The organism is Xenorhabdus mauleonii (genome assembly GCF_900113945.1).
Taxonomy (GTDB): Bacteria; Pseudomonadota; Gammaproteobacteria; order Enterobacterales; family Enterobacteriaceae; genus Xenorhabdus; species Xenorhabdus mauleonii.
On the sequence record NZ_FORG01000023.1, the window covers coordinates 1 to 23932 of the forward strand.

The 23932-nt window shown below is 42.6% G+C and carries 20 protein-coding genes; 15 read left to right on the forward strand and 5 right to left on the reverse strand.

Annotated elements, in window-relative coordinates:
- The 5 genes from BM100_RS23660 to BM100_RS17380 all read left to right on the forward strand — a co-directional run.
- On the forward strand, positions 1-1337 hold a 1337-nt coding region (locus BM100_RS23660; RefSeq protein WP_244896541.1), incomplete at its 5' end, for an S-type pyocin domain-containing protein.
- A gap of 13 nt (positions 1338-1350) precedes the next feature.
- Positions 1351-1749 (forward strand): hypothetical protein, encoded by a 399-nt coding sequence (locus BM100_RS17370; RefSeq protein ID WP_092513245.1) that lies wholly within the window; start codon positions 1351-1353, stop codon positions 1747-1749.
- Positions 1750-2253: 504 nt separating this feature from the next.
- Positions 2254-2424 (forward strand): hypothetical protein, encoded by a 171-nt coding sequence (locus BM100_RS23185; protein WP_169924788.1) that lies wholly within the window; start codon positions 2254-2256, stop codon positions 2422-2424.
- Positions 2425-2538: 114 nt separating this feature from the next.
- Positions 2539-2808: a hypothetical protein gene (locus BM100_RS17375; protein ID WP_092513246.1), complete on the forward strand. Its 270-nt coding sequence runs from the start codon at positions 2539-2541 to the stop codon at positions 2806-2808.
- A 464-nt stretch (positions 2809-3272) separates the two neighbouring features.
- A complete protein-coding gene (locus tag BM100_RS17380) occupies positions 3273-3479 on the forward strand; it encodes a hypothetical protein (protein ID WP_092513247.1) in 207 nt (68 codons plus the stop codon).
- Positions 3480-3626: 147 nt separating this feature from the next.
- Here the strand turns inward: BM100_RS17380 and csdA are convergent, their stop codons facing one another.
- A complete protein-coding gene (gene csdA, locus BM100_RS17385) occupies positions 3627-4832 on the reverse strand; it encodes a cysteine desulfurase CsdA (RefSeq protein WP_092513348.1) in 1206 nt (401 codons plus the stop codon).
- Positions 4833-5238: 406 nt separating this feature from the next.
- On the opposite strand from csdA, the gene BM100_RS17390 reads away from it, so the two are divergent.
- The 9 genes from BM100_RS17390 (at position 5239) to BM100_RS17430 (ending at position 17122) form a co-directional block, all read left to right on the forward strand.
- Positions 5239-6165, forward strand: coding sequence for a transcriptional regulator GcvA (locus tag BM100_RS17390; RefSeq protein ID WP_092513249.1), 927 nt, complete (start codon positions 5239-5241; stop codon positions 6163-6165).
- A gap of 26 nt (positions 6166-6191) precedes the next feature.
- Complete coding sequence (locus BM100_RS17395; protein ID WP_092513251.1) at positions 6192-6587, forward strand: DUF423 domain-containing protein; 396 nt, start codon at positions 6192-6194, stop codon at positions 6585-6587.
- Positions 6580-7677: a 23S rRNA (cytidine(2498)-2'-O)-methyltransferase RlmM gene (gene rlmM / locus BM100_RS17400; protein ID WP_092513253.1), complete on the forward strand. Its 1098-nt coding sequence runs from the start codon at positions 6580-6582 to the stop codon at positions 7675-7677. The genes BM100_RS17395 and rlmM overlap by 8 nt, the downstream gene beginning before the upstream one ends.
- Before the next feature lie 828 nt (positions 7678-8505).
- Complete coding sequence (locus BM100_RS17405) at positions 8506-9936, forward strand: serralysin family metalloprotease (RefSeq protein ID WP_092513255.1); 1431 nt, start codon at positions 8506-8508, stop codon at positions 9934-9936.
- Positions 9937-10127: 191 nt separating this feature from the next.
- Entirely contained in the window at positions 10128-10460 is a 333-nt protein-coding gene (locus BM100_RS17410; protein WP_092513257.1) for an AprI/Inh family metalloprotease inhibitor, read from the forward strand.
- 23 nt (positions 10461-10483) lie between these two features.
- On the forward strand, positions 10484-12250 hold the full coding sequence (locus BM100_RS17415) for a type I secretion system permease/ATPase (protein WP_092513259.1): 1767 nt from the start codon (positions 10484-10486) through the stop codon (positions 12248-12250).
- A 62-nt stretch (positions 12251-12312) separates the two neighbouring features.
- Positions 12313-13650 carry an HlyD family type I secretion periplasmic adaptor subunit gene (locus BM100_RS17420; protein ID WP_092513261.1) on the forward strand — a complete coding sequence of 446 codons (1338 nt, stop codon included), beginning with the start codon at positions 12313-12315 and terminating at the stop codon, positions 13648-13650.
- Between the two features lie 5 nt (positions 13651-13655).
- Positions 13656-15068 (forward strand): TolC family outer membrane protein, encoded by a 1413-nt coding sequence (locus tag BM100_RS17425; protein ID WP_092513263.1) that lies wholly within the window; start codon positions 13656-13658, stop codon positions 15066-15068.
- Between the two features lie 548 nt (positions 15069-15616).
- Positions 15617-17122 carry a M10 family metallopeptidase gene (locus BM100_RS17430; RefSeq protein ID WP_092513265.1) on the forward strand — a complete coding sequence of 502 codons (1506 nt, stop codon included), beginning with the start codon at positions 15617-15619 and terminating at the stop codon, positions 17120-17122.
- A 316-nt stretch (positions 17123-17438) separates the two neighbouring features.
- Here BM100_RS17430 and xni read toward each other — a convergent pair whose 3' ends face one another.
- From xni to queF, 3 genes are all read right to left on the reverse strand, one after another.
- Complete coding sequence (xni, locus tag BM100_RS17435; RefSeq protein ID WP_092513350.1) at positions 17439-18194, reverse strand: flap endonuclease Xni; 756 nt, start codon at positions 18192-18194, stop codon at positions 17439-17441.
- Between the two features lie 287 nt (positions 18195-18481).
- Positions 18482-19849 (reverse strand): nucleotide 5'-monophosphate nucleosidase PpnN, encoded by a 1368-nt coding sequence (ppnN, locus tag BM100_RS17440; protein WP_092513267.1) that lies wholly within the window; start codon positions 19847-19849, stop codon positions 18482-18484.
- Positions 19850-19872: 23 nt separating this feature from the next.
- Complete coding sequence (gene queF / locus BM100_RS17445) at positions 19873-20718, reverse strand: NADPH-dependent 7-cyano-7-deazaguanine reductase QueF (protein WP_092513269.1); 846 nt, start codon at positions 20716-20718, stop codon at positions 19873-19875.
- Between the two features lie 563 nt (positions 20719-21281).
- Between queF and BM100_RS17450 the strand changes: the two genes are divergently transcribed.
- Positions 21282-21584: a hypothetical protein gene (locus BM100_RS17450; RefSeq protein WP_092513271.1), complete on the forward strand. Its 303-nt coding sequence runs from the start codon at positions 21282-21284 to the stop codon at positions 21582-21584.
- A 453-nt stretch (positions 21585-22037) separates the two neighbouring features.
- Here the strand turns inward: BM100_RS17450 and BM100_RS17455 are convergent, their stop codons facing one another.
- On the reverse strand, positions 22038-23750 hold the full coding sequence (locus BM100_RS17455; RefSeq protein WP_092513273.1) for a cholesterol oxidase substrate-binding domain-containing protein: 1713 nt from the start codon (positions 23748-23750) through the stop codon (positions 22038-22040).
- Positions 23751-23932 lie beyond the last annotated feature (182 nt).

The window sequence follows — 23932 nt, forward strand, 5'->3', positions numbered from 1 at the left end:
CAAACCACAGCACGAAAAATGATTCTGAGCCGTTAATTTTACAGGCGCTTGCCTGGGTGGGAAATCAGGTGTTTCCTCGCGCAGAAGCGAATCCGCTCGTAGGCGTTGCTACGGTCGCGGGGCAACAGACAAATGCGGTTATCGTGGGAAGCGCTGCGGCGAAAGCAGCCAATCAGGGTAATGACGAACAGAATAAGGGATCACAACCGCTGTTATCCAAAAATGAGCGGCAAACACTGGAGGGCATTCAGTCCAGTCTAACCCGTGATTATCAACTTGCCAGTGCGTCTGTCAATGTGTTGGGGATGATGCTGCGGAGTTGGTGGAATGGCGGTGATGATGATTTATTCAGTCATGAACATTTAAAGAAAATTGCCGACAACAAAGGCACGGCGGAAACACGGGTACGCTACCGTTTTGCGGAAAATGCAGAAACAGGGCAGCTGACCGCAGTGGGATACCATACCAGCAAAGAGAATATGCTGGAGCCGGTCAAAGTCCGCCATGTGCAGTATAATAAATCCTTAAATCGCTATGAATTCTGGGAAGATGGCGCTTCATCGCCGACATTGGTCTGGTATCAGAACGCGGCATCCGGTGGATTATCCCAGCAAGATATCGATAAATCGGTTTCACAAGATGCGACGGTCAATGTCAAAGTTGCTGTGCTGGATCCCCAAGCCACCGGTCAGACACCGGGATTGCCGATCCCCGAGGAAAAGGACTGGCGGGATGGTGCTTACATCAACCCACAACAGGATCCGAGTGAAATTGGTGGAAATAGCACGTCAACGCCGATACCGGATGCGAGGGATAATGGACCAACCAAGCTGACCACACCTGCGCCGGAGGAAAAGGACTTTCGCGATTATATTCTGATATTTCCTGTTTCTAATATTCCGGCGATTTATGTTTATTTGAGTCTAAAATCGGATAACTCAAGAAAGGACGAAGAATATTATAAAAGAAAAATCCAAGAATTTGAGTCTACACTTGCAACTGAAGATGTTCATGGTCTCCGCAGACATGGTCCTGGCACAACTTTGGAACAACAAAATTATCGAGCAAAAACAGGTTATACACCTGATGGTAGAAATGGAATACCCACAGACTCTACTAGATTTCTATCTTATAAAGATCAATATGAAGCAATACAAAAAGCTTTACCTTTATATAACCCAGAAATTCATAAAACAGGCAGAGTTGATTTTGATATGGGTAAAACTGTTTCAGAAGGTTATAAAAAAGGCGGCAAAGAATATTTTGAAACGTCGGTAATTAGGGCTGGATTTGATAAAAAAACAGGCAAGATATATAGTATATTCGGCGTTGAATAAATTAGGTGATAAAATGAAAAAAATAAAGATAAGTGAAGGGTATTTATATATGTTTTGGGCACCATTAGCCGGTGCTCCACATATTGATGATGATATATTTAATTTAAATCTTAATAATGTCAATAGCATAGAGAGGCTAGTAAAAGAGTTGTTGCTTTTAGAATATAATGATTTTTCCATGTTATGGAAATATAGATGTAAGGAAAGCTTTAAGTATGCTATATGTTATTCTAGTGATGAAAAGCTAACACGTTATTATGATTCTGCTGCTCCTCAAATACTACTACCAGATCTAATATCTGTCAGAGATTTTTATATATATGTCTGGAAATTTATGTTTGGTGAGGAAAGCTATGAAGCAGCTAATATCGATGATTATGAAAAAATATCAAGATTTGATATTTTTGATTAATTTTTTTAGGCTGTGTCCCTTAATATAAATTGATAGTATTATTATCTCATTAAGTTCATGACTGGAAGAAGATGATGGCTCGTTACGATATTCCCGATGAGGCATGGATGTTAATAGAATCGCATTTACCGCCTATGCATTAAATGGAACATGGAATTTTTGAGATAAATAAAAAAATGGAGAAATTAAATTAGTTAGGTCTACTGATTATGATGAGCACAAAGGTTTCTTTATGAGGGCATCATATAAGATTCTAAAACATTGGAGAAATGGAATTCTTCCAGAAAAAACAGAATGGGCATCGTAACAGGCAACCCATTTTTAATTAAAAGAAACCGGTAATATCTTCATGTTTTTCCGGTTTCTTTTAATTTTAAACTAATTCCGTATTTATGAACCTAATTTATCAGGAAAACGAGCTTATTTAGATTTAGAAGACAATATTCCTAATAATAAAACCATTAGAGAATGGTAAACCGGTAGGAAGAACTAAGGGTGAGTATAATGAAGTTACTTATTTTAACATTAAGAGGGGTAAGTGATATGAAATGCATATCTGTTCCAGTGAGTGTTGACGCTATAGCGCATTTAGAACGTGATGGTATTTTAATGAAATTATTATCTCAAATAAATACTGCAATAAAATATAATACAGGATTGTTTTTTTATTTTTGATAAAGTAGCCTCGATATAGATACTCTGGGGGTAATTTTTTACGTGCTACCCATATAGTAGAGATGAAAAATAAATTATAGTGGATATTTTTCGTCTACTAAAGGAAATGTTCCTATGAACTATATAAAGAAAATAATAGAAACCGAATCAGTTGAGGATGCACTCATGTATCTTTCACTGAAGAAATCGTATCAAACTATAGATCTCCTGTATGTTCAATATCGTTTTGAGGTTATTGCAGAAGGAATTTTATTGAGTACATATATGAAATTATTGCAAGGTGATAAATTAGTTCAAAATGAGAATGGGAAAACAATCAAAGGCTCTAATTGGGTCGCTCCTGATTTTGTGAAAACTGGTAAATATGACGCTATAGATGAATAATATTTTAGGGGGGATCTTATAAATAGATGAGGTTAAAATGAGTTCTTTAATTGGTGAAAACTGATAAGGAGAAGCAAATTTTTATCCTTTATTTATAAAAAACAAATAAATTTGAGTGTCTTGTAAATTTAAAAATTAATATTTTTTAAAATATAAGGCCTTGGCCAAGGATTTTAATCTGAATAGTGTAATTGTTTTTTGATGAATTTAAAAAGATAAAAATGAAGAATGATTCCGATAAAATTGAATGAGAGTTGCTTAATTTAATATGAAAATTAGGTTTTCTTGAATGGAAACGTTACCAACAGCGTTACCCAGATGCGTGGATTGATAACCATTTTGAATCCACAGATCATTCGTCTTATCCACGATTCACTAGTTTTTAATTTAAAGATGAAGATTCTAAAATCATTGAAATATTGGAAAGTGCCTTAGAGTCATACAGAGGTAAAATTCAGTGAGTTATGATTAGCCAGAAAAAAGAATATGGTATCGGAATTAATAGATACATTTTGCCAAAATATGGCAAGGAATTTTTAGATAATACAGATGAATCGCATAAGATTGATGAATATGTTGCCAAACATAAACCAGATTTTTCTCCTTTAGCTTACGATGATCTTATCAATTTAACATCACAAATTAGAGCTGTTTTAAATAGTGCTGGTTAATGTTTAATGGAAAAAGCCTTGTTGTTATGAAGTAGCTGCATAAAACTGGGTAAATTACATTATGTAATTAATAATGCCTGAGTGGAACTGTAATTTAAATGATGAAATTGCCTGCTCCTGATAATTAACAACAACAGGCAAAAAACCTCACTCTTCTAGCAGCGATAACGCGAATTTTACAGCGCTAATCAATTTATCTGCATCCTGCCGATTGTTGTAAGGCATAAAGGAAGCACGCAGGCAGCCGTTGATGCCGAGTGCATCCAGCAATGGCTGGGCACAATGCTGGCCTGAACGCAGGGAAATGTTTTGTTCTGCAATCAGTGTCGCCAAGTCATTGTGGTGTATTCCGGCGATATTGAAAGACAATAAACTGGAATCCGCCGCACGGTAACTGGTAAAACCTGCCAGCTTGCTGAGTTGTTGTTCGGTATAATCCGTCAGATCAATGGCGTGGGATTCAGCAAGCTGAATATCAATGGTTTTCAACCATTCAAGTGTTGCCGCAAAGCTGATGACGCCAGCAACATTCGGGGTGCCGGCTTCAAAGCGGTAAGGCACCGCTTCCGGTGTGAATCCTTCGAATGAAACTTGCGTCAGCATTTTTCCGCCTCCGTGCCACGGAGACGTTGCATTCAGCAATTCACTTTTGCCGTACAGCACACCCACTCCATTTGGCCCATACAATTTGTGGGCAGAGAAGGCGTAAAAGTCGATATCCAGTTTCTGCATGTCAATGGGAGTGTGCACAATCCCCTGAGCACCATCAACGACTACTCGGCAATCATATTGATGGGCGAGAGCGGTAACCTGTGCCAGATTTACCGCCGCGCCTGTGACATTCGACATCTGGCTGATGGCAACCAACCGGCTTTTTTCGTTCAGTAATGTTGCGAGTGTATCGATTTCTGGCTGATATTGGTTTCCAATCGGCCATTTTACAATTTTTGCCCCGGTCTGTTCCGCCAGAATCAGCCACGGCAATAAGTTGGAGTGGTGCTCCTGTTCGCTGACAATAATCTCATCCCCTGCATTCAGGCGGGGACGAAAATAACTTTGCGCAATCAGGTTAATGGACTCCGTTGTTCCTTTCGTCCAGACAATATCTTCAGGCAATGACGCATTGATTAATTCCGCGACCAGTGCACGCGCTTGTTCATAACGGGCTGTCATGGCCTGTGCAGTCGCATGTTGGCTGCGATGAACGGTTGCACTGTGATTTTGGTAGTAGTGCCGGGTTGCTTCAATCATACATAATGGCTTTAATGCTGTGGCTGCACTGTCCAGAAATGTCGTCGAATGTTGCAGGGCCGGAAATTGTTCGCGGAATTTTTCTGAGTCAAAGGCTTTCATAAATGATGTTAATTTAATCGTTGTGTGATAAAGAATAAGTTTTTCTTTAACCAAGTGAGAAGGGATTCTACAGGAAAGTTGAGAAAAAAAGCACCGCAATTGCGGTGCATTAAAAAAATCACTATGGACAGACAGGGTAAATGTACAGGAAGTGAAAAAAAACAGTAGCCTAAGCTACAAAGTCTGGTATTCCCAGACAACTTGCAAACACAACATCACAACCACAAAGCCAAAAGTTTCAATGTATTGCTACAGTGAGACTTTTCGTTCCGGCTTAGGAAGTGCGCACACTATAGGGATTTGCTGGTATATCATCAATGGACAAATTATAATGATTCGGATTATAAAAACTAATACCTGGATGAAAAGAGTTACCGGTATCGTCACCACCATATAAGAAAAGCACATGTCCAAACGTTTACCTCCACTCAATGCGTTACGAGTTTTTGATGCTGCTGCCCGCCATTTAAGTTTTACTAAGGCGGCAGAGGAATTATTTGTGACTCAGGCCGCTGTTAGCCATCAAATGAAAAGTCTGGAAGATTTTCTGGGGTTGAAGCTTTTTCGTCGCCGTAATCGCTCATTATTGTTAACGGAAGATGGGCAGAGTTATTATCTCGATATCAAAGAAATTTTTACCGCCATCAATGATGCCACCCGCAAACTGCAAGCACGCAGCGCCAAAGGAGCCTTGACGGTCAGTTTATCCCCCAGTTTTGCCATTCAGTGGTTGGTTCCCCGGCTTTCTGGGTTTAATCAGAGCTTTCCGGGGATTGATGTCAGAATTCAAGCGGTGGATCGGGAAGAAGATAAAATAGCAGATGATGTCGATGTGGCTATTTTTTATGGCAGGGGAAACTGGCCGGGGATGCGGACGGATCGCCTTTATCCCGAATATTTGTTGCCTGTTTGCTCTCCGACGTTGCTGATGGGAGAGCGCCCGCTGAAAACACCTGCCGATCTTGCCAATCATACGTTATTGCACGATTCTTCCCGGCGTGACTGGCAGGCTTATGTTCGCCAGCTTGATATGCAACAGCAAATCAATGTGCAGCAAGGGCCGATATTCAGCCATAGCTCAATGGTGATTCAGGCTGCCGTACATGGGCAGGGGGTTGCGCTGGCCAATAATGTTATGGCACAAAATGAAATTGATGCTGGGCGTCTTGTTTGCCCATTTAATGATGTTTTGGTCAGCAAAAATGCCTTTTATTTGGTTTGCCATGATAATCAGGCAGAATTGGGCAAGATTGCGGCATTTCGAAAATGGATCTTGACGCAAGCCGCGAGTGAACAAGAAAGGTTAGGATTTATCACTCAATATATCCAATAACTGGCAACCAAAAACAGGAGCTGTGTGTGAACAGTCGAGCCATGCTTATTTTTGTTGGTATCAGCGGTTTTTTCTATGTAGCTTTGGGGGCGATGGGGACACATATGCTGGCACCTATCCTGACACCCCGCCAAATGGAATGGATCCACACCGGTTTGCAATATCAAGGGCTGCATACGCTTGCCATGATGGTATTGGCTGTGTTGTTGATGCATAAGCCCGTGGCTCCGTTTGGTTGGAGTGGCATTTTTTTCGCAGCGGGAATTGTGTTGTTCAGCGGCAGTCTTTATTGTCTGGCTTTTTTACCGCTAAAATTTTTAGTGTATTTAACACCAATGGGTGGGCTGAGTTTTCTCATCGGTTGGTTATGTGTATTAATTGGCGCTCTGCGTCTAAGGAAATCGGCGCTTAGCCATGAATAAAGTTGCTTTATATTGCCGTCCGGGTTTTGAAAAAGAGTGTGCGGCAGAAATTACCGATAAGGCGGGTAGGAAAGAGATCTATGGCTTTGCCCGCGTGAAAGAAAATAGCGGATATGTGCTGTTTGAATGTTATCAGCTTGAAGATGCAGATCGCTTGATCCGTGAAATTCCGTTCAGCGAATTGATTTTTGCCCGCCAGATGCTGGTTGTGGGTGAGCTGCTAAAAGATTTGCCGCAGGAAGATCGCATTACTCCGATTATCGGTATGTTGACTGGCGTGATTGAACGCGCGGGTGATCTGCGTGTAGAAGTGCCGGATACAAATGAAAGCAAAGAGTTGACGACATTCTGCCGTAAATTTACGGTTCCGTTGCGTAATGCGATGCGTCAGGAAAAACTTTTGCTTTCCAAGGAAAGCCCTAACCGTCCAGTTATTCATGTTTTCTTTATTGCTCCGGGGTGCTGCTATGTGGGGTATTCTTACAGCAATAATAACTCCAGATTTTATATGGGTATTCCTCGTCTGAAATTTCCATCCGATGCGCCAAGTCGCTCAACGCTAAAGCTTGAAGAAGCATTTCATGTTTTTATTCCTTATGACGAATGGGAAGAGCGTTTGGACAGTGGCTTGCGGGCTGTCGATCTCGGCGCTTGTCCGGGCGGGTGGACTTATCAGCTGGTCAAACGCGGTATGTTGGTTCAAGCGATAGATAATGGCCCGATGGCGGATAGTTTGATGGATACCGGGCAAGTGAAGCATCACCGTGTAGATGGTTTTAAATTTGAGCCAGCAGTCAAAAATGTTTACTGGTTAGTGTGCGATATGGTTGAGAAGCCAGCCAAAGTTGCCCAACTCATGACAGATTGGTTGGTAAGAAGCTGGTGCCGCGAGGCGATTTTCAATCTGAAATTGCCAATGAAGAAGCGCTACGAGGAAGTTGCCCATATTTTGCAGAAAATAGAACAGCAACTGAAAGAAAATGGCGTGAATGCTCAGATTCAGGCGAAACATTTGTATCACGATCGTGAAGAGATCACAGTACATGTTCGCCGTATTTGGTCTGTATATGCACATGAGCGGGATTTTTGATTTATCCCCGTCGTCTTTCGAGCTGCCTCTTTATTGGTTGCACTCGTTTACCCCGGTCACATAGTTATCTATGCTGCCGGGGAGCATTCTCTTGTTGCCTTGATGCAACTCGAAGCCCATAGGGCATATTCGTCGCCTTTCAAGCTGCCCCTTTGTGGGTTGCACTTGTTCACCCCGGTTGCATCGTTAGTTATGTTCTCGGGGCATTCCCTTATCGTCTCAATGCAACTCGAAATCCATCGGGTATATGATTGTTGCCTTTCAAGCTGCCTCTTTGTGGGTTGCACTTGCTCACTCCGGTCTCATAGTTATTTATGCTCCCAGGGATCATTCCTTGTTGCCTTGGTGCAACTCGAAATTCATAGGATATACGCGTCGTACTTCAAGGTGCATGTATTATCATCCCGCGACGCGGGATGATAATACGTTGCTTCCTGAAACTTGGAGTTAATAGGGTATATATGGCTGCCGCTTTGCAATCTGAATAAAAAAAGCACAAATTGATCAAAGAAAAAGAGTAATAAATAATGCTGCTCTAAGATCAATTTACGGTAGATAAGAACAGTATTATTTAATATTAAATAATACTGTTTTTTTGTTATCAAAAAAAATCATTTAATAAATAATAATTAGTTGATTAAATCAAATTTGTTCAATCTGTATTCTAAAAAGATATATTAATTATTTTTACACGGGCTGGAACTAGCGCTATTTTGTTCTGGAGTTTAATTCCCGAGAGTCCCTTGGAAAGAATTAAAAACTCTTGTTCCCGTTATTACAAATATTTCGGGGTTACACACGTTCGTCTTGTTTTTACAGGAGATTTATATGACCTCAAAGAAAAAATATACCTATGTGGGGTTATCTGATTCGCATTTCACCCAGGATGTAAACGCATTACTCACAGCCTACGTTCCGAATTATGATCCTACTATTCGTGTTGCTCACAAGCCATTAGGAGATAATGCCCCTAATGAACTTGTGAGAACTAATTTCCATTGGGAGGGCAAAATAGGCTCTTCCGGCGCGCTTGAATTGTCATACCATTTTTTAAAATCAGCCCCTGCTATCATGCCTCGTTTTAATATTAGTGGATTCAGTTCATTTAATGAGGATCAAAAAGAAGCAGCGCGACTTTCTTTACAATCTTGGTCTGATGTTGCCAATGTGAAATTTACTGAAGCCAATAGATTATCGGATGCCGATATTACTTTTGGTTTCTTTGACTATAGCAAGACCGGGGATTATGCATTCGCGACTTTACCTAGAGGGCAGAATAAAACGTATTCTTGGTATAACTCTGACAGCGGTACTTTCAAGCAAAATGATATTGGCGTAAATGGTTATGGACGCCAAACTTTCGTGCATGAAATTGGCCACACGTTAGGATTGGAACATCCCGCTGATTACGATGCTTCCGATAAAGTCAGGCCGACCTACATGAATGTCGCTGAGTATTTTGAAGATAGCCGTGCTTATACTGTCATGAGCTATTTCCAGGAACGCTATACCGGACAGGATTACAAAGGGAATTTCTCATCTGCCCCATTATTGAATGATATTTCTGCCATTCAGGAGTTGTACGGCGCAAATATGGAAACCCGCAAAGGTGATACCGTCTATGGTTTCAATTCCAATACCGACCGCGATTTCATGACCGCAACCAGCGCGAATAGCAAACTCATCTTCAGTGTCTGGGATGCCGGCGGTGAAGATACATTCGATTTCTCCGGTTTTACCCAAAACCAACGTATCAATCTGAATGCTGGTTCGTTTTCTGATGTCGGCGGCCTGAAAGGCAATGTATCGATTGCCCGCGGTGTCGTGATTGAGAACGCATTCGGTGGCAGCGGTGACGATATTCTGGTCGGCAACAGCGCAGATAACATCCTGAAAGGCGGCGCAGGGGATGACGTTATTTACGGCGGCTTAGGCGCTGATCATCTTTGGGGCGGTGAAGGCAGAGATACGTTTGTCTATCTGAGCGGTAAAGAATCACTGAAAAGCAATCCAGACTGGATCCACGATTTCACTTCCGGTGAAGACAAAATAGATCTGTCTCAATTTAATTTCGGTGGTCGTGGCGATCTCAAATTTGTCGATTCGTTCTCAGGTCGGGCTGGTGAAGTATTGCTGGCTTATGATAAAGCGAATCATGCGACAGATTTGTCCATCAGCCTCGGCGGTGATATGGGCAACAATGATTTTCTGGTGAAAGTTATTGGGCAGCCATTGACTGAAGCCGATTTTATCGTTTGATAAATCCATCACGGTAACTGAATACTGTCGTACTGTTTTACGTACTGGCGTATGCATTTTTGTTTGTGCGTATTGCCTTTCATGTACGGCAGTATTATTCCTGATGGATTTTAAGTCACATCGTCAAGGAGATAACCGTGTTATATCGATTTCGATGGATAATTTTATCTTTACTTTTTGCTGGAGGATGTATGGCTAGTAGTTTGAGACTCCCACCTGCGGATGAGTTGAAAGGGTTGTGGCAACTTACGGATGGTCATCAGGTATGCAATATTGAATTGACGGATGCACGTTTGCCGGAAGGTTCAATTTGGGCACTGAAAAGTGATGCTTGTGCTACCGCTTTGATTGGGCAATCTGTTGAAGGATGGCGTCCGACTCCTGATGGTCTGACATTGACCGATGATGACGGCAATAGCGTGGCTTTTTTTGCTCATGAGTCTGAACAATGGGTCGCCTATCTCATTGATGGCAAGGAATTGGTGATGACATTCAGCGGTGCTGCGAATGCAGTGACAAAATAAAAAATAATGATAAAGGGATTGCTGTGAATTTACGCTTTCCGAAGGATGAAATTACGGATGTTATCCGTGCACGCAGCAAAGTGTTCTGGACTGTTGGCTTATTTACCGCATTTATCAATATGCTAATGCTGGTGCCCTCTATCTATATGCTGCAAGTATATGATCGAGTATTGCCATCCGGTAATGAAATGACTTTGTTGATGCTGACACTTATTACGCTTGGCATGTTTGCCGTTATGGGCGGGCTGGAGTTTATCCGAAGTCAGGTGGTTATCCGCATTGGCAATCAGTTTGATATGTGCCTGAATCAGCGGGTTTATACCGCATCTTATGAATCCAATCTAAAAAGTGGTTCGACAGATGCCGGGCAGATGCTCAATGATTTGGCAACCATCCGCCAGTTCCTGACAGGCAATGCATTGTTTGCTTTCTTTGATGCACCTTGGTTCCCCGTTTACCTGTTTGTCATTTTTCTGTTCAGCCCGTATTTGGGGTTACTGGCCTTGGTTGGCGCCATCATTCTGATCACGCTGGCGGTGTTGAACCAATGGCTATCTCAGGCTCCTTTGGCGGAAGCGAGCAATCTCTCTTTACGTTCAGCAAATTTAGCCAGCACTAATTTACGCAATGCGGAAGTCATTGAGGCGCTGGGCATGTTACCGACATTGCGTCAGCGTTGGTTCAGCCTGCATGAGCGTTTTCTCAATTTCCAGCGTATTGCCAGCGAACGGTCGGCATCAATTGCAGCATTGACCAAAACCGTGCGCTTGGCTCTGCAATCATTAATTTTGGGGTTGGGGGGTTGGCTGGCCATTGAGGGAAATATTACGCCGGGAATGATGATCGCCGGTTCAATTTTGATGGGGCGGGCGTTGTCCCCGATCGAGCAATTGATACAGGCATGGAAGAGCTGGAGTGCCGCCCGTCTGTCTTGGCAACGGTTGGATAAGCTATTGCAGTCCCAGCCAGAACGCCAAAGCGGTATGTCATTGCCGCCTCCCAAGGGAACGTTGCGCTTGGAGAAAGTGTCTGCAGTGCCGCCCGGCAAGGCACCGGCCAGTGGCTCAGAGGCTGCTCAATCATCAAAAAATAACCAATATGTCTTGCAGGATATCAGTTTTGCCCTGGATTCAGGTGATGTTCTGGGCGTGATAGGCCCAAGCGCATCCGGGAAGTCTACACTGGCCCGTTTGCTGGTCGGTGTTTGGCCTGCACAGGATGGTGTGGTGCGGCTCGACGATGCCGATATTTACCAATGGAACAAAGATGAATTGGGGGCATTTATTGGTTATCTGCCGCAGGATGTCGAATTGTTTGGTGGCACGATTGCTGAGAATATCGCACGGTTTAATCATGTTGTTCCTGAGAAAGTTATCGACGCGGCGAAAAAGGCGGGAGTCCATGAATTGGTGCTCAATCTTGAGCAGGGATATGACACGGTAATTGGTGCTGGCGGCATGGGATTGTCTGGCGGGCAAAAACAGCGGATTGGGCTGGCTCGCGCGTTATATGGCAATCCGTCGCTGGTGGTTTTGGATGAGCCTAACTCGAATCTGGATGATATCGGCGAGAAAGCGTTGAGTCATGCAATAGCCCAATTGCGGGAACAGAATAAAACGGTGGTGGTTATCACGCATCGTCCTTCATTACTCTCGCAAACAAACAAGGTGCTGTTGTTGGTACAGGGAAAAATGAAAATGTTTGGCCCTTCTCAACAAGTGATGGCAGCCTTATCTCAGCCTCAGCCGTCTTTGTCAAAACAGCCAAAACCGGCCGAACATGCATCGTAACAGGGTTCAGCCATATTCTATCCCCAATGGATTTCTTGGGATGTTTCTATCTGGGAGTAAAGATGTCCTATCAGACTAACGCAAAAGATGCCCAAAGCGAGGCATCGGGATTATTGCCGCTGGATGCGAATCGTTACCTGCGAATAGGTTGGCTGATTATTGGCATTGGCATTTTGGGTTTTTTCCTGTGGGCGGCGTTTGCACCGCTCGATAAAGGTGTGGCTTCTTCCGGCACCGTGGTGGTGGATGGTAACCGCAAAACGGTTCAGTCACCGGTAAATGGCATTATCAGGCAAATTCAGGTGCAAGAAGGGGAGCAAGTCAAGGCTGGGCAGGTTTTGGTGCAGCTCAGTCAGGTACAGGTTAACGCGCAGATTGATTCCCTCAAGCAACAACTTTATACCACACTGGCAACGGAAGCCCGATTGTTGGCAGAGCAGCAAGGGGGGGAGACGATAGCCTTTCCTGCCACGTTGCTGGCTCAACAATCAGAAGCCCGCATTCAAGATATTTTGGCATTGCAGAAACAGCTTTTTTTGGCTCGCCGCGAAATGCTGCGCAGTGACTTGGCCGGAATGCAGCAGGCTGAAGAAGGGATGAATTTCCAGATCAAAGGATTGCGGGAGGCGTTAATAAGCAAGCAGCAACAGCAGGCATCGCTCAAAGAGCAGGTGACAAATTTACAGCCTTTGACCGAGGAAGGGTATTTTCCCCGCAACCGTTATTTGGAATTACTGCGTAACCAAAGTGAATTAAGCGGCAGTATGTCTGAGATGAGCGGGCGAATGGGGCAGCTTGAAAAGCAACGGCAAGAGACGAAACAACGAGTGATTCAACGTCAGGCTGATTATCAGCGGGAAGTGCGCAGCCAACTGTCTGATGCACAGGTGTTGGCGAATGAACTACAAAATAAGCTGGATACAGCTCAGTTCGAACTGTCACACACGTCTATTCTTGCCCCGGCAGACGGCTCAGTGGTTGGGTTGACGGTATTTACCCAAGGGGGCGTCGTTGCCTCCGGAGATAAGCTGATGGAAATTCTGCCAAGCCAGAGTGCATTAGAGGTGGAAGCGCGTTTGATGGTAAATCTGATTGATAAGGTTACTGTGGGGCAGGATGTTGATTTGATGTTCACTGCGTTCAATCAGAGCCGGACGCCGAAAGTGACGGGAAAAGTGGCAGTAGTTTCTGCCGACCGTTTGGTCGATGCCATTACAAGGGAGCCTTATTATCAGATGCGGTTGCGGGTGAGTCCTGAAGGCATGGAAAAGCTGTCAGGTTTAAATATTAAACCGGGAATGCCCGTTGAAGTGTTCGTTAAAACAGGTTCCCGCTCTTTATTAAGTTACTTGTTCAAGCCATTGGTGGATAGGGCATCGACTTCGCTGATTGAGGAGTAATAGGGATGTTGATATATCACGGTATAACTTATAGGCATGTTCTGTTATTGCCCTCATTTCTGCTGAAATGGGCTCTGGTACTGTTTTTACTATTTTGTTGGGTGTTTTCCGGCTCTGCCAGTGCGCTTTCTTTAACGGAGGTTTATGCGCTGGCTTTGCACAACGATCCTACCTTTCAGGCTGCCATCAAAGAACAGGAAGCGGGACAAGAGGAGAAAAATCTGGGGCTGGCGGAATTGCTGCCGAAAGTGTCATTCAGCTACCAAAATTCGCCCAAAAATTGGCAGACAATGGAGTCAAAGTCTGAAGATTGGCGGGGGAGGACTGTTCAAAATAAGCGTGATCGTCAGTATGACAGCTATAGCAGCTCGATTATCCTGACTCAGCCCCTGATTGATTTCGAAGCATGGACGCGCTATCGAATTCGGCAAGCGTATACTTTGATGAGTGACGCCCGTTTCCGGTCGGATAGCCAACAATTGGCGGTCAGGGTTGTGAACAGCTATGTGGCTGTGGCTTATGCGCAGGATAAATTAGCCCAAGTTATCCAACAACGGATTGCCTATGAAGAGCAACTGGAGCGCAATCAAAAGCTATTTTCTTCTGGTGAAGGGACTCGCACCGATGTGGCAGAAACTCAGGCGCGCTACAGTCAGGTTTTGGCTGATGAATTGACCACCCAAGATGAATTGGATGCTGCAATCCGTGACTTGCAGTTATTGGTCGGCATGCCATTGCCGCCAGATTTACCCGTCAATCGTCTCCCCAATACCCCGCAATTTAAAACCATCAAACTCTCTCTGGACAGTTATCAGGATTGGGAACAGGTGGCATTGCAGAATAACCCCCTGTTGGCAGTCGCCAAACAGAAAGTGGATGTGGCGTATCAGGATATTGAACGCAATCGGGCGGGATATTTGCCGAAACTGGAAGTGTATGCTTCCCATAGCGAGAATAAATCCAGCAGCGATTACAGTATTGACCAAAAATACCGGACAGATTCAATTGGCTTGCGCGTTTCCATGAATATTTATAATGGGGGTGGAACGGCGGCGGCATTGCGTCAGTCAGCAGCAAATTACGGCAAGATTAAATATGAACTGGATGCTCAGACGGGAGAAACCTTGAATTCACTGCGGCGCAATTACAATGCTTGCGTGAATGGCGAGAAACGGATACGTGCCTATGAAACAGCGGTGGAAGCGGCCGCTTTGCAGGTTACAGCAACACAAAAAAGCGTTGCGCTCGGTCAGCGGGTCAATGTCGATATACTCAATGCTGAACAACAACTGTATACCGCCCGCCGTGAGCTGTCCCAGGCAAAATATAATTATATGAAAGCATGGATTGGTTTATTAAATGAATCCGGCCAACTCAGCAGCGAACATATTAAGCTAGTTTCTGATTATTTTGATTGAGATGATTGGGGGATATTTTTTCAGAATTGAGCGGTTATACCAGAACTGCTTAAGCGTGAATCAGAAGCGGTTACCGAACAGTTTTTCTCTATTGTCGCGTAAATGGCGAACCATTTTATGGGACTCCTGCCAGCAGCTTAAACGACAGTCACGGCCATACACTTCATTGGTAGTGACCTGCGGCAGGGCACCCCAGCCTCTAAGATCTGTTTCAGCGTTTGCTGGGTGAACTGGGGTTTAGATGAACCGCATGCGAATCTGGATGATATGGGGAAAAGTTTTAAGCTGCGCTATTTTTTTGGGAGCTATAGTTAAATAAATCATCAATAGAGATTAAACAAGGTATTAAATAATGTGTCTTTTATGTTGATGAGAACTAAACTTTTATTATATCCATAAGATATTTTATAAATTTTAAGCGTTGGTGTTTATCAACTATTTGTAGTTGGAATTCCTTGTTAAAAAATAATTACTTATCTGATGTGGAAATCATTAGTGAATAATAATAATGTCTTATATTTAAAGGATGATATTTTTAGGGGGATAAAATGTCCTTGTTAAAAAATCACTATTTCAGCAATGAAAGTTCAGATTCTGATGCGGTTAAGAGATTAAAAAAATATTTGTATTATTATGATTTAAATGAACATCCCGAAATAAATAAATTTGAAAAACCAATATTCGGTGATAAAGCTTTTAAGGAACTGTTAAGAAGAAAGTTTTATTGGAAAGATAAGCAGTATGAAGATCCGTTTAAAATTGATATTGAGTTTAGATATTTTTTATTAACATCAAATTCTAAGTTCATTAATGGTCCTTTAGTGAAGGAGGCTATGAAAAAAGCAAGAGTTGCAGAGCTCGCGACTATTGATATGAATATAAAAAACGCCTTAGATAAATCTTATGAAGCGTGGTCTAAAGTTACTAATATTTACTTCACTGAGGTTTTTGACTATAATAAAGCCGATCTTGTTGTTGGATTTTATAGTAAAAACATAGGTAAAACAGACCTTAATCCATTTACTCGTTCTCCTAACGAAAAAAATTATAAATTCCATTCATGGTTTAATGTTAATAATCGTAAGTTTTTAGATCCAAAATGCCTTGAAGTCAATAGAAATATACGAAAGGCATTTATCCATGAAATTGGGCATCAGTTATGCTTATCTCATCCTTCTAAGTATGATGCTAGCGATAAAGAGAAACCAACTTATGAGAAAAAAGCATCACACTTCGAGGATTCTTTCGCCTATAGTGTCATGAGTTATTTTAATGAGTCGTATACTGGGCAGGATTTTAAGGGATTTTTGCCATCATGTCCCATGATGGATGATATTGCTGCCGTTCAAGCGTTATATGGAGTTAAAAAAAAGCCTGACGATATTAAGATCATATATGGTTTTAACTCCAATACGAATCTGGATTATACGACTGCAATAAATGAAGATAGTAAATTGCTATTTTGCGCTTGTTCTCCAATAGGGGAGAATGTAATTAATATTTTTGATTTTTCTGGTTTTAAGCAGGATCAAGTTATTAATTTAAATGAAGCTGCTTTTTCTGATATCGGAGGCTTGCAAGGTAACGTTTCCATTTCCCGTGGATGTATTATTAGTGCTGCGATTGGTGGTGAAGGCAATGACATCATTATCGGTAATAACACTGGAAATCGGCTGGATGGTATAGCGGGTGATAATATCTTTTATAGTGGTTTCGGTGGGTATAATGCCTTATATCCAGGAACAGGGAAAAACACTTTCGTTTATTTGTCTGGCAATCAGTCAGTGAAAGATGCCTATGATATTATTTTTCATTTTAAAACAGGAAAAGATAAAGTCGATTTGTCAGGTTTTTATTTTGGTGATAAAAAAAGAAAAGTTAGATTTGTTAGTCGTGATGTTTTTGAGCAGCCAGGAGACGCATATTTAAAATTTGAAAGCATTTCTAATTCAATAACATTAATTATTAAGTTAGGGGAGGGAATGAGAAGTGATGAATTTAATCTCGTATTTTTGTACTCAAAAGAAGTGACTGAAGCAGATTTTATTCTCTGATTCAATTCGAGGTTTATTTTTTAATTTGCAGTTCGTAAGACAAAAATCACTTATTATCTCCCTGTGCTTAAAGGTGATAACAAATGCTATTGAAGTACGATGAATACATACCGACTAGATTAACGGTACTTATTCATCTTGGTCACCGTTTTTATAAAATACGGTTATCTATGCTCCCGGAGATTACTGAGAAGCGCCTGCTTCTCACCGAAGGCCAGCTTTTGGCTGGGTAAATTCATTCACTTGTTGTCACGTTGCCTCTTGAAATTCATCAGTATCTGACTCCTCACGTTGCTGAGGAGCCAGTAAATTCTCGTTATACATGAAGCAATCTAAGTTGCTGCAAGTTTCCTTGTAGTGACAAATCGGTTTTCAATGAAGCAACTTCACGGCTGATATAGGCAATTTCTTTGTGGGAAACCAATTTATTGCGCCATTTATCCGGTTGACTATCCAAGTGTTGGTACAAATTATCCAGCGAACCCGCCTGTTGTAGCAGGGCTGAGGCAGTTTTGGGGCCAATGCCTTGCACGCCGGGTATTTTACTGCTGCTGATACCCGCAAGCCCCCAATAATCGGGCAGTTGATTTGGGATAACGCCGAACTCTTGCTGAACAAACGGTAAATCCAGCCAGCGCTTTTGGAAATAATCGCGGATTTGGATATTGGGAGAGAGAAGCTGACAGTAGCCTTTATCTGTGGAAACGATTGTGACACGGTGCCCAGTATTGGCGACTTTTATTGCCAAGGTTGCTGCCAAATCATCGGCTTCATGGCCTTCAGCATGCCAGCACGCGACGCCCAATTCAGCAAAGGCTTGCTTAATCAGCGGCATTTCTTGTTGCAAGTTGTCCGGCATGGCGGAACGGCCGGCTTTATAGTCAGGAAGAAGGTTATGGCGCCAGCTATGGCTGCGATCATCTTCATCAAACACTGCAACGGCATGAGTTGGCGAAGCGTGGGTGATTAATTGTTTTAACGCATGCTCACAGGCAGGGATACAAGGGCTGCCCTGCACTGCATGGATGCGTCGGATTAGATTCAGGGCGTCTACAATCAAAAGGTGTATCATGGTCGTTTGCTCCATCCGTGGATTTATTCCTTGGCTTCAGCCTCATTAGGTATTGATGAATATACATTTCGTCTTTCAAACTGCCTCTTTATTGGCTGCGCTCGCTCACCCCGGTCACCGTTTTTATAAACACACGGTTATCTATGCTTCCGGGGATTACTGAGAGGCTCCTGCCTCTCTCCGGAGGCCAGCCGTTGGCTGGGAAAATTCGTTCCCGGCGAATGTTGTCACTCCCGTGCCGCTGCGATGCAATTTGAAACCCATTGCGTATATAAAATATCTGAGCTTTATTTGATTATCTCATAACATGGCTCATAAGCCGTGCCACCCGGAAGTTTCATGCGATCTTGCTCGACAAAATTTTTCAATAAATTATCCATTCGTCGCATGAGACTGGCATCGCCGTGGATTTTGAATGCGCCATGCTCTTCGATGGCATGAATACCGACTTCTTTGACATTGCCGGCGACGATGCCTGAGAATGCCCGTCTCAGGGCTGACGCGAGTTTTTCGGGGGTCTGATTTGGATATAAGTTCAGATCAGCCATATTGTCATGGGTTGGCTCAAATGGAGATTGTAAATCAGAGCTGATTTTCAATGACCAGTTGAAGCTGTAAGCATCGCCTGTAGCCCGGCGGCTTTCTTTGACGCTCGGCATGGCTCTTTTCATGATGCGGGCGACTTCTGATGGATCATCCACAATAATGCGATAGCATTGGCGTGCCTGCTCACCCAGAGTATTAACAATAAATTCATCCAGAACATGGAAATAATCGGCACTTTCTTTCGGCCCGGTTAAAACCAGCGGAAGAACTTGCTCTTTATTTTCAGGGTTCATCATGATCGACAGCAAATACAGTAACTCTTCAGCCGTTCCCACCCCGCCAGGAAAGATAATAATGCCGTGGGCAATACGGACAAATGCCTCCAGGCGTTTCTCGATGTCCGGCATGATGATCAGTTCATTCACCAATGGATTGGGAGGCTCTGCCGCGATGATTGAAGGTTCGGTAATGCCGACAAAACGGCTTTTCCTGTAATTCTGCTGGGCATGTCCCACTGCTGCGCCCTTCATGGGCGCTTCCATTGCGCCCGGCCCGCAACCGGTACAAATGTTCAGTTCCCGTAACCCCAGCTCATTCCCAACTTTGCGTCCGTACAAGTATTCGCGTTCATTGATGGAATGCCCTCCCCAACAGACGATCATATTGGGATCTTCTGCGATATGCAGCGCCTTGGCATTACGCAGGATAGAGAAAATGGTGCTGGTGATATGCGTACCATTTTCTAAATTCAGGGTATGGTTTTGTTCGTCCTTCACAATTTGTGCATGAACGAACAGGATATCCCGCAGGACGGCAAATAAGTTTGCTTGCAGGGAACGGATGATTGTGCCATCAACGAAAGCTTCTTCCGGAGGGTTGACCAGCTCCAGTTTGACGCCGCGCTCCCGGCGCAACACGTTGATATCAAAATCTTCGTATTTTAAGAGTAATTCTTTACTGTTATCTGTTTGGCTACCAGAGTTGAGTACAGCCAGTGAACAATTACGGAACAGGCGGTATAGATCACTGCTTGCTGTACGCTTAAGCATATCTACTTCAAGTTGTGAGAGTAGATCCATTGACCCTAATGGGTTGACATGTGTAATCAATTAAAACTCCTTTGCCCTGTCGGTTATTGGCGGGCCAGTCTTCCGGTTGCTGGCGTAAACTCTTCATTGCTGCGCCATGGATTGATATCTAACCCTCCGCGGCGGGTATAGCGTGCATAAACAGTGAGTTTTTCAGGGGCGCACAGCATCATTAAGTCGTTGAAAATACGCTCGACACATTGTTCATGAAATTCATTGTGATGGCGGAAAGAGACTAAATAGCGCAATAATTTTTCTTGATCAATTTTTGCGCCTTTATAGCGAATCATAACGGAGCCCCAATCGGGTTGATGGGTTATCAGGCAATTTGATTTTAATAAATGACTGACTAATGTTTCTTCAACGACAGGGCCGATTGCTGCGTTATTAAGATAATCACGATTGAACTGATATTCATTAATTTCAATGTCCTGATTATCGATGCATTCTCCTGCAAATTCGGCAATGGGTTGTTGATTAAAGCTGTGCAGGGGATGCAAAACCACTTCAATATCACCGTTGGCACAAGCAGATAAATCTTGCTGCAATGTTTTTTGTACAGTCTCCCAATCTGCAAAGCGAGTTTGGTTAAAACTGTTCAGGTAAAGTTTAAAGCTTTTTGATTCGATAAGATTTTCACTGTCTGCGCTCAGGCTGACATGACCGATAGCGACCTGAGGAACGCCACGTGCATTGAGCCAGGACAGTTCGTACATTGTCCAGATATCGGCACCATGAAAAGGAAGATTTTCGGGGAATAGTTCAAGCGGTTCACGGTTCATGCTGCGGGGAACGGCTTGTAATAATGTAGGATTGTAGTTATCGCAGTAGGAAGTTGGTTTACCTAACGTGAGCTGGGCAAGAGATTGATTATCCTGATATAAAGACATTAGAATTCCTTAGGTCTGAAGAATCTTTCGACTGTGAGATAGTTTTTAGTTATGTGATAGTCTTTAGTGTACCAAGGAATTTTGATGCTTCGTATTTTTATTGTGCTTACTTAGTAAGCTTAACGAGTAGCATTGGCCAGTGAGATCAGCAAGTTTCCTTAAGCCTGCACAGTGCTGTCTTTGCAAAATGCATGAGAAAAGATTATCGGTAATTTTACCTCAAGAGAATATTATATTTTGTCTCAATCAATTTAGCGTCAATCAATGAATTGACTCTATGCTATAAATAAGAACCAATTCATTTTCATATTGTTTTTTTCTTATACTGATGTCACTAATTCTGTTTTACTTAGAAAATTAATTGGCTTAATTCGATATTCATTATTTTAAACTCCCTTTTTAATATCTTAAATATAAAGGTAGTTTATGGGAGAGGGGAAGTGCATGAAATAGGTGGTGAAAATAAAAGTAATATAACATAATTGAAGAATGGCGTGGGGGATTGTTAAGCTAAATGCGCTATGTTATTTAATTCTTCCCAAGGGCATCATAGGAGAATGAACATGAAAAAAATCGTAGCAATTTTATTTATATCTATAATAAGTATCCCTTTCTTATTACAGGCTAAAACCAACAATGAAGTGAATATTTCAAAAAAGCTGGATTGCCGCAATTTAAATGGACAGCCGGGGCAAAATGGTAAAGATGGTATACCTAATAGTCATTGCAAAGATGGCGGAAAAGGGGGAGATGGAAAATTACCGGGGCAATCTGGTGGCAACGGCGGTAATGGCGCACCTGGTGGTAATGGTGGCGATGGGGGAAATGGCGCAGTGGGAGGCAATGGAGGTGATGGCGGCTCATGAACAGGTGGAATATAACAGGTTAAAAATGATTACCTTTCATTCTGATTTCATCGGTTAGATCAACAAGGTAATACACTTTAATGGCTGCATTAATAAAAAAACTGTCATTGAAAACTATTTGAAGCTTGTCTTATATACGCATCGTATTTCAAGGCGCATGTATTATCATCCCGCGACGCGGGATGATAATACGTTGCTTCCTGAAACTTGGAGTTAATAGGGTATATACTTTTTTAAAAATGCAGAGAGAAAATAAGACAGTCTGAGGGATTGTTTTTTTATTTGATAATACATATAGATGTTTTCAGTTTTTCCTTTATTAACACCTGATGTTTATTTGAACTTAGATAAGTAACTGATATTATTCATGGGGCGTAATGCCCCATGTTTTTAGTTATTTCCTTTAATATTTAAAATAGACTAATGCGTTGATTTTATTTCTGAAAAGGTAAGTTAATTATCAGCAGAAAATAATTTATCCAGTAAGGGTGATCTAAATATATGATGTGGATCATGTTTTTGTAATGCTGATACGGCTGAAACCCAATTATTATCAGCAGGTAAGCCTTCAGTAAATGAGGCCGGAATTGTCTTTGTTAAAATCTCTTTATCTTCCCACGCTGACGTTTTGCCATATGCCCAACCTTTACTCCACTCAACACGGGCTGAAGCGTATGTACCATTAAATTCTTGAAACAACCATTTTTCAAATTGACGGAGAAACTCAATGGCATGCGGGGTGTTCGGAAACGTCAAAATATCCAGCCAAATGGCAACATCCCATTCCGGTTTATCCGGGCGTGGCCGAATAGCCGATAAACTGGAAGCTGCGGCATTTTCAACCATCACCTCAGAAGGGGAATCCAATCCTGTGACTCGTACTTCAATTGGGCCGTTGATGGGGTATTTCCCTGCCTTAGCAAACTTCACGAGCATATTTTTCCACTGATCATAAAAAACGTGGAGTACACGCTGAATATCTGCACGCCGTGTTAATACGGCATAGCCATTTGCCGTTACGCGCAGAGTCGTGGGTTTCACATATAACAGGACATTTTTGCTCCAACCCCAGATATCTTTGGCATTCCCTTGCAAGGCTGCGTTGACAAGTTGATATTTCATTTCTCCCATCAAGGGAGTGACTTTCGGTGCCGTGGAAAAAATCATCGACGAAAGATCTGATACGACTAATGGGACATTATCGGAAAACGGATAATTATAGGGAGTCTTAACTTCAACACTGGATGGCGGGCGGGTTGGGGCGACACTCCAGACTTTCAGCCATGGTTTATTTGTAAAGGGAAATAAAATAACTTCAACCCGACCACTTTTATCCAAAAGTTGTTTAATGGTTTGTTGATATTGTGTGTCTTCCGGAGCAGAAAACAGCTCATCCATCGAAATGTGGGTAAAACTTTGACAACGTAAGCGCTGGTTTTTTCCTGCTTGAAATTGCACTTCCAGAATGAGAGAGCTGCCGATATGCGTTAATAAAGGCGCACAGTCCGGGTTGCTTCGTTCAAAACGTTTAATAATGTATTGCTGACTTTTGTCATCCCAAACGACGGCAGACAGAGATAATATTGTGTTGCTGATAGAGCCGTAAGTATGCCCAGACTGTGGAACTTCATCGAGCGCTTTGATGGCGGTTCCGTGCCCCCCGATTGCGAGAACGCCCCCTAATGTTAAATCTCCGGGTGCAGGAGTTGCGGCGAAACCCAGACCTTGCTCTTCCATCCGGGTCATCAATGTTTCCATCAGGATGGCGGTTTGTGCTGTGACGATGGAAAATTCAGACTGGTGCTCAATATTAACGTTGGTGAAATGCTTGGAGAGATCCATCAATATAATGCGATTACTGGTATTTTGATTGGATGCCAATACTAAAGGTGACCAGTTATGAGCCTGCCCAATAGGCCTTACCTTATAATTCTCCTTCCATGCCCAGTTGACAACGGAAATGACCTCCGCTGAAGAACGTGGCATACAACATGGCATATTGGGGACGTTAATTTCTCCTGACCAATTTTTGAATATTATCTTTTTACATTCTATTTCTTTAGGGAAATTGGATAAGTGACAGTCTAAATCAACAACAATATTTTCTTGTGATTGATGATAGGGTGGTTGATTATAAGATTGTTTGATCAAATCAGATGAGGACATTTTTTATTTCCTTTTTCTATTGACTTGCATTGAAGTTTTTAATGTGAATTTAAAAAAACGCATCCATTAAAAATCATTGCCATGTAAATAAAAAAGGAAAGCCATAGTCTCTTTGATAGAACAAATCCGGGGTTGATAATCGGCAAATATGTGGATATATCATTGCCGATTATCAAAAGGGG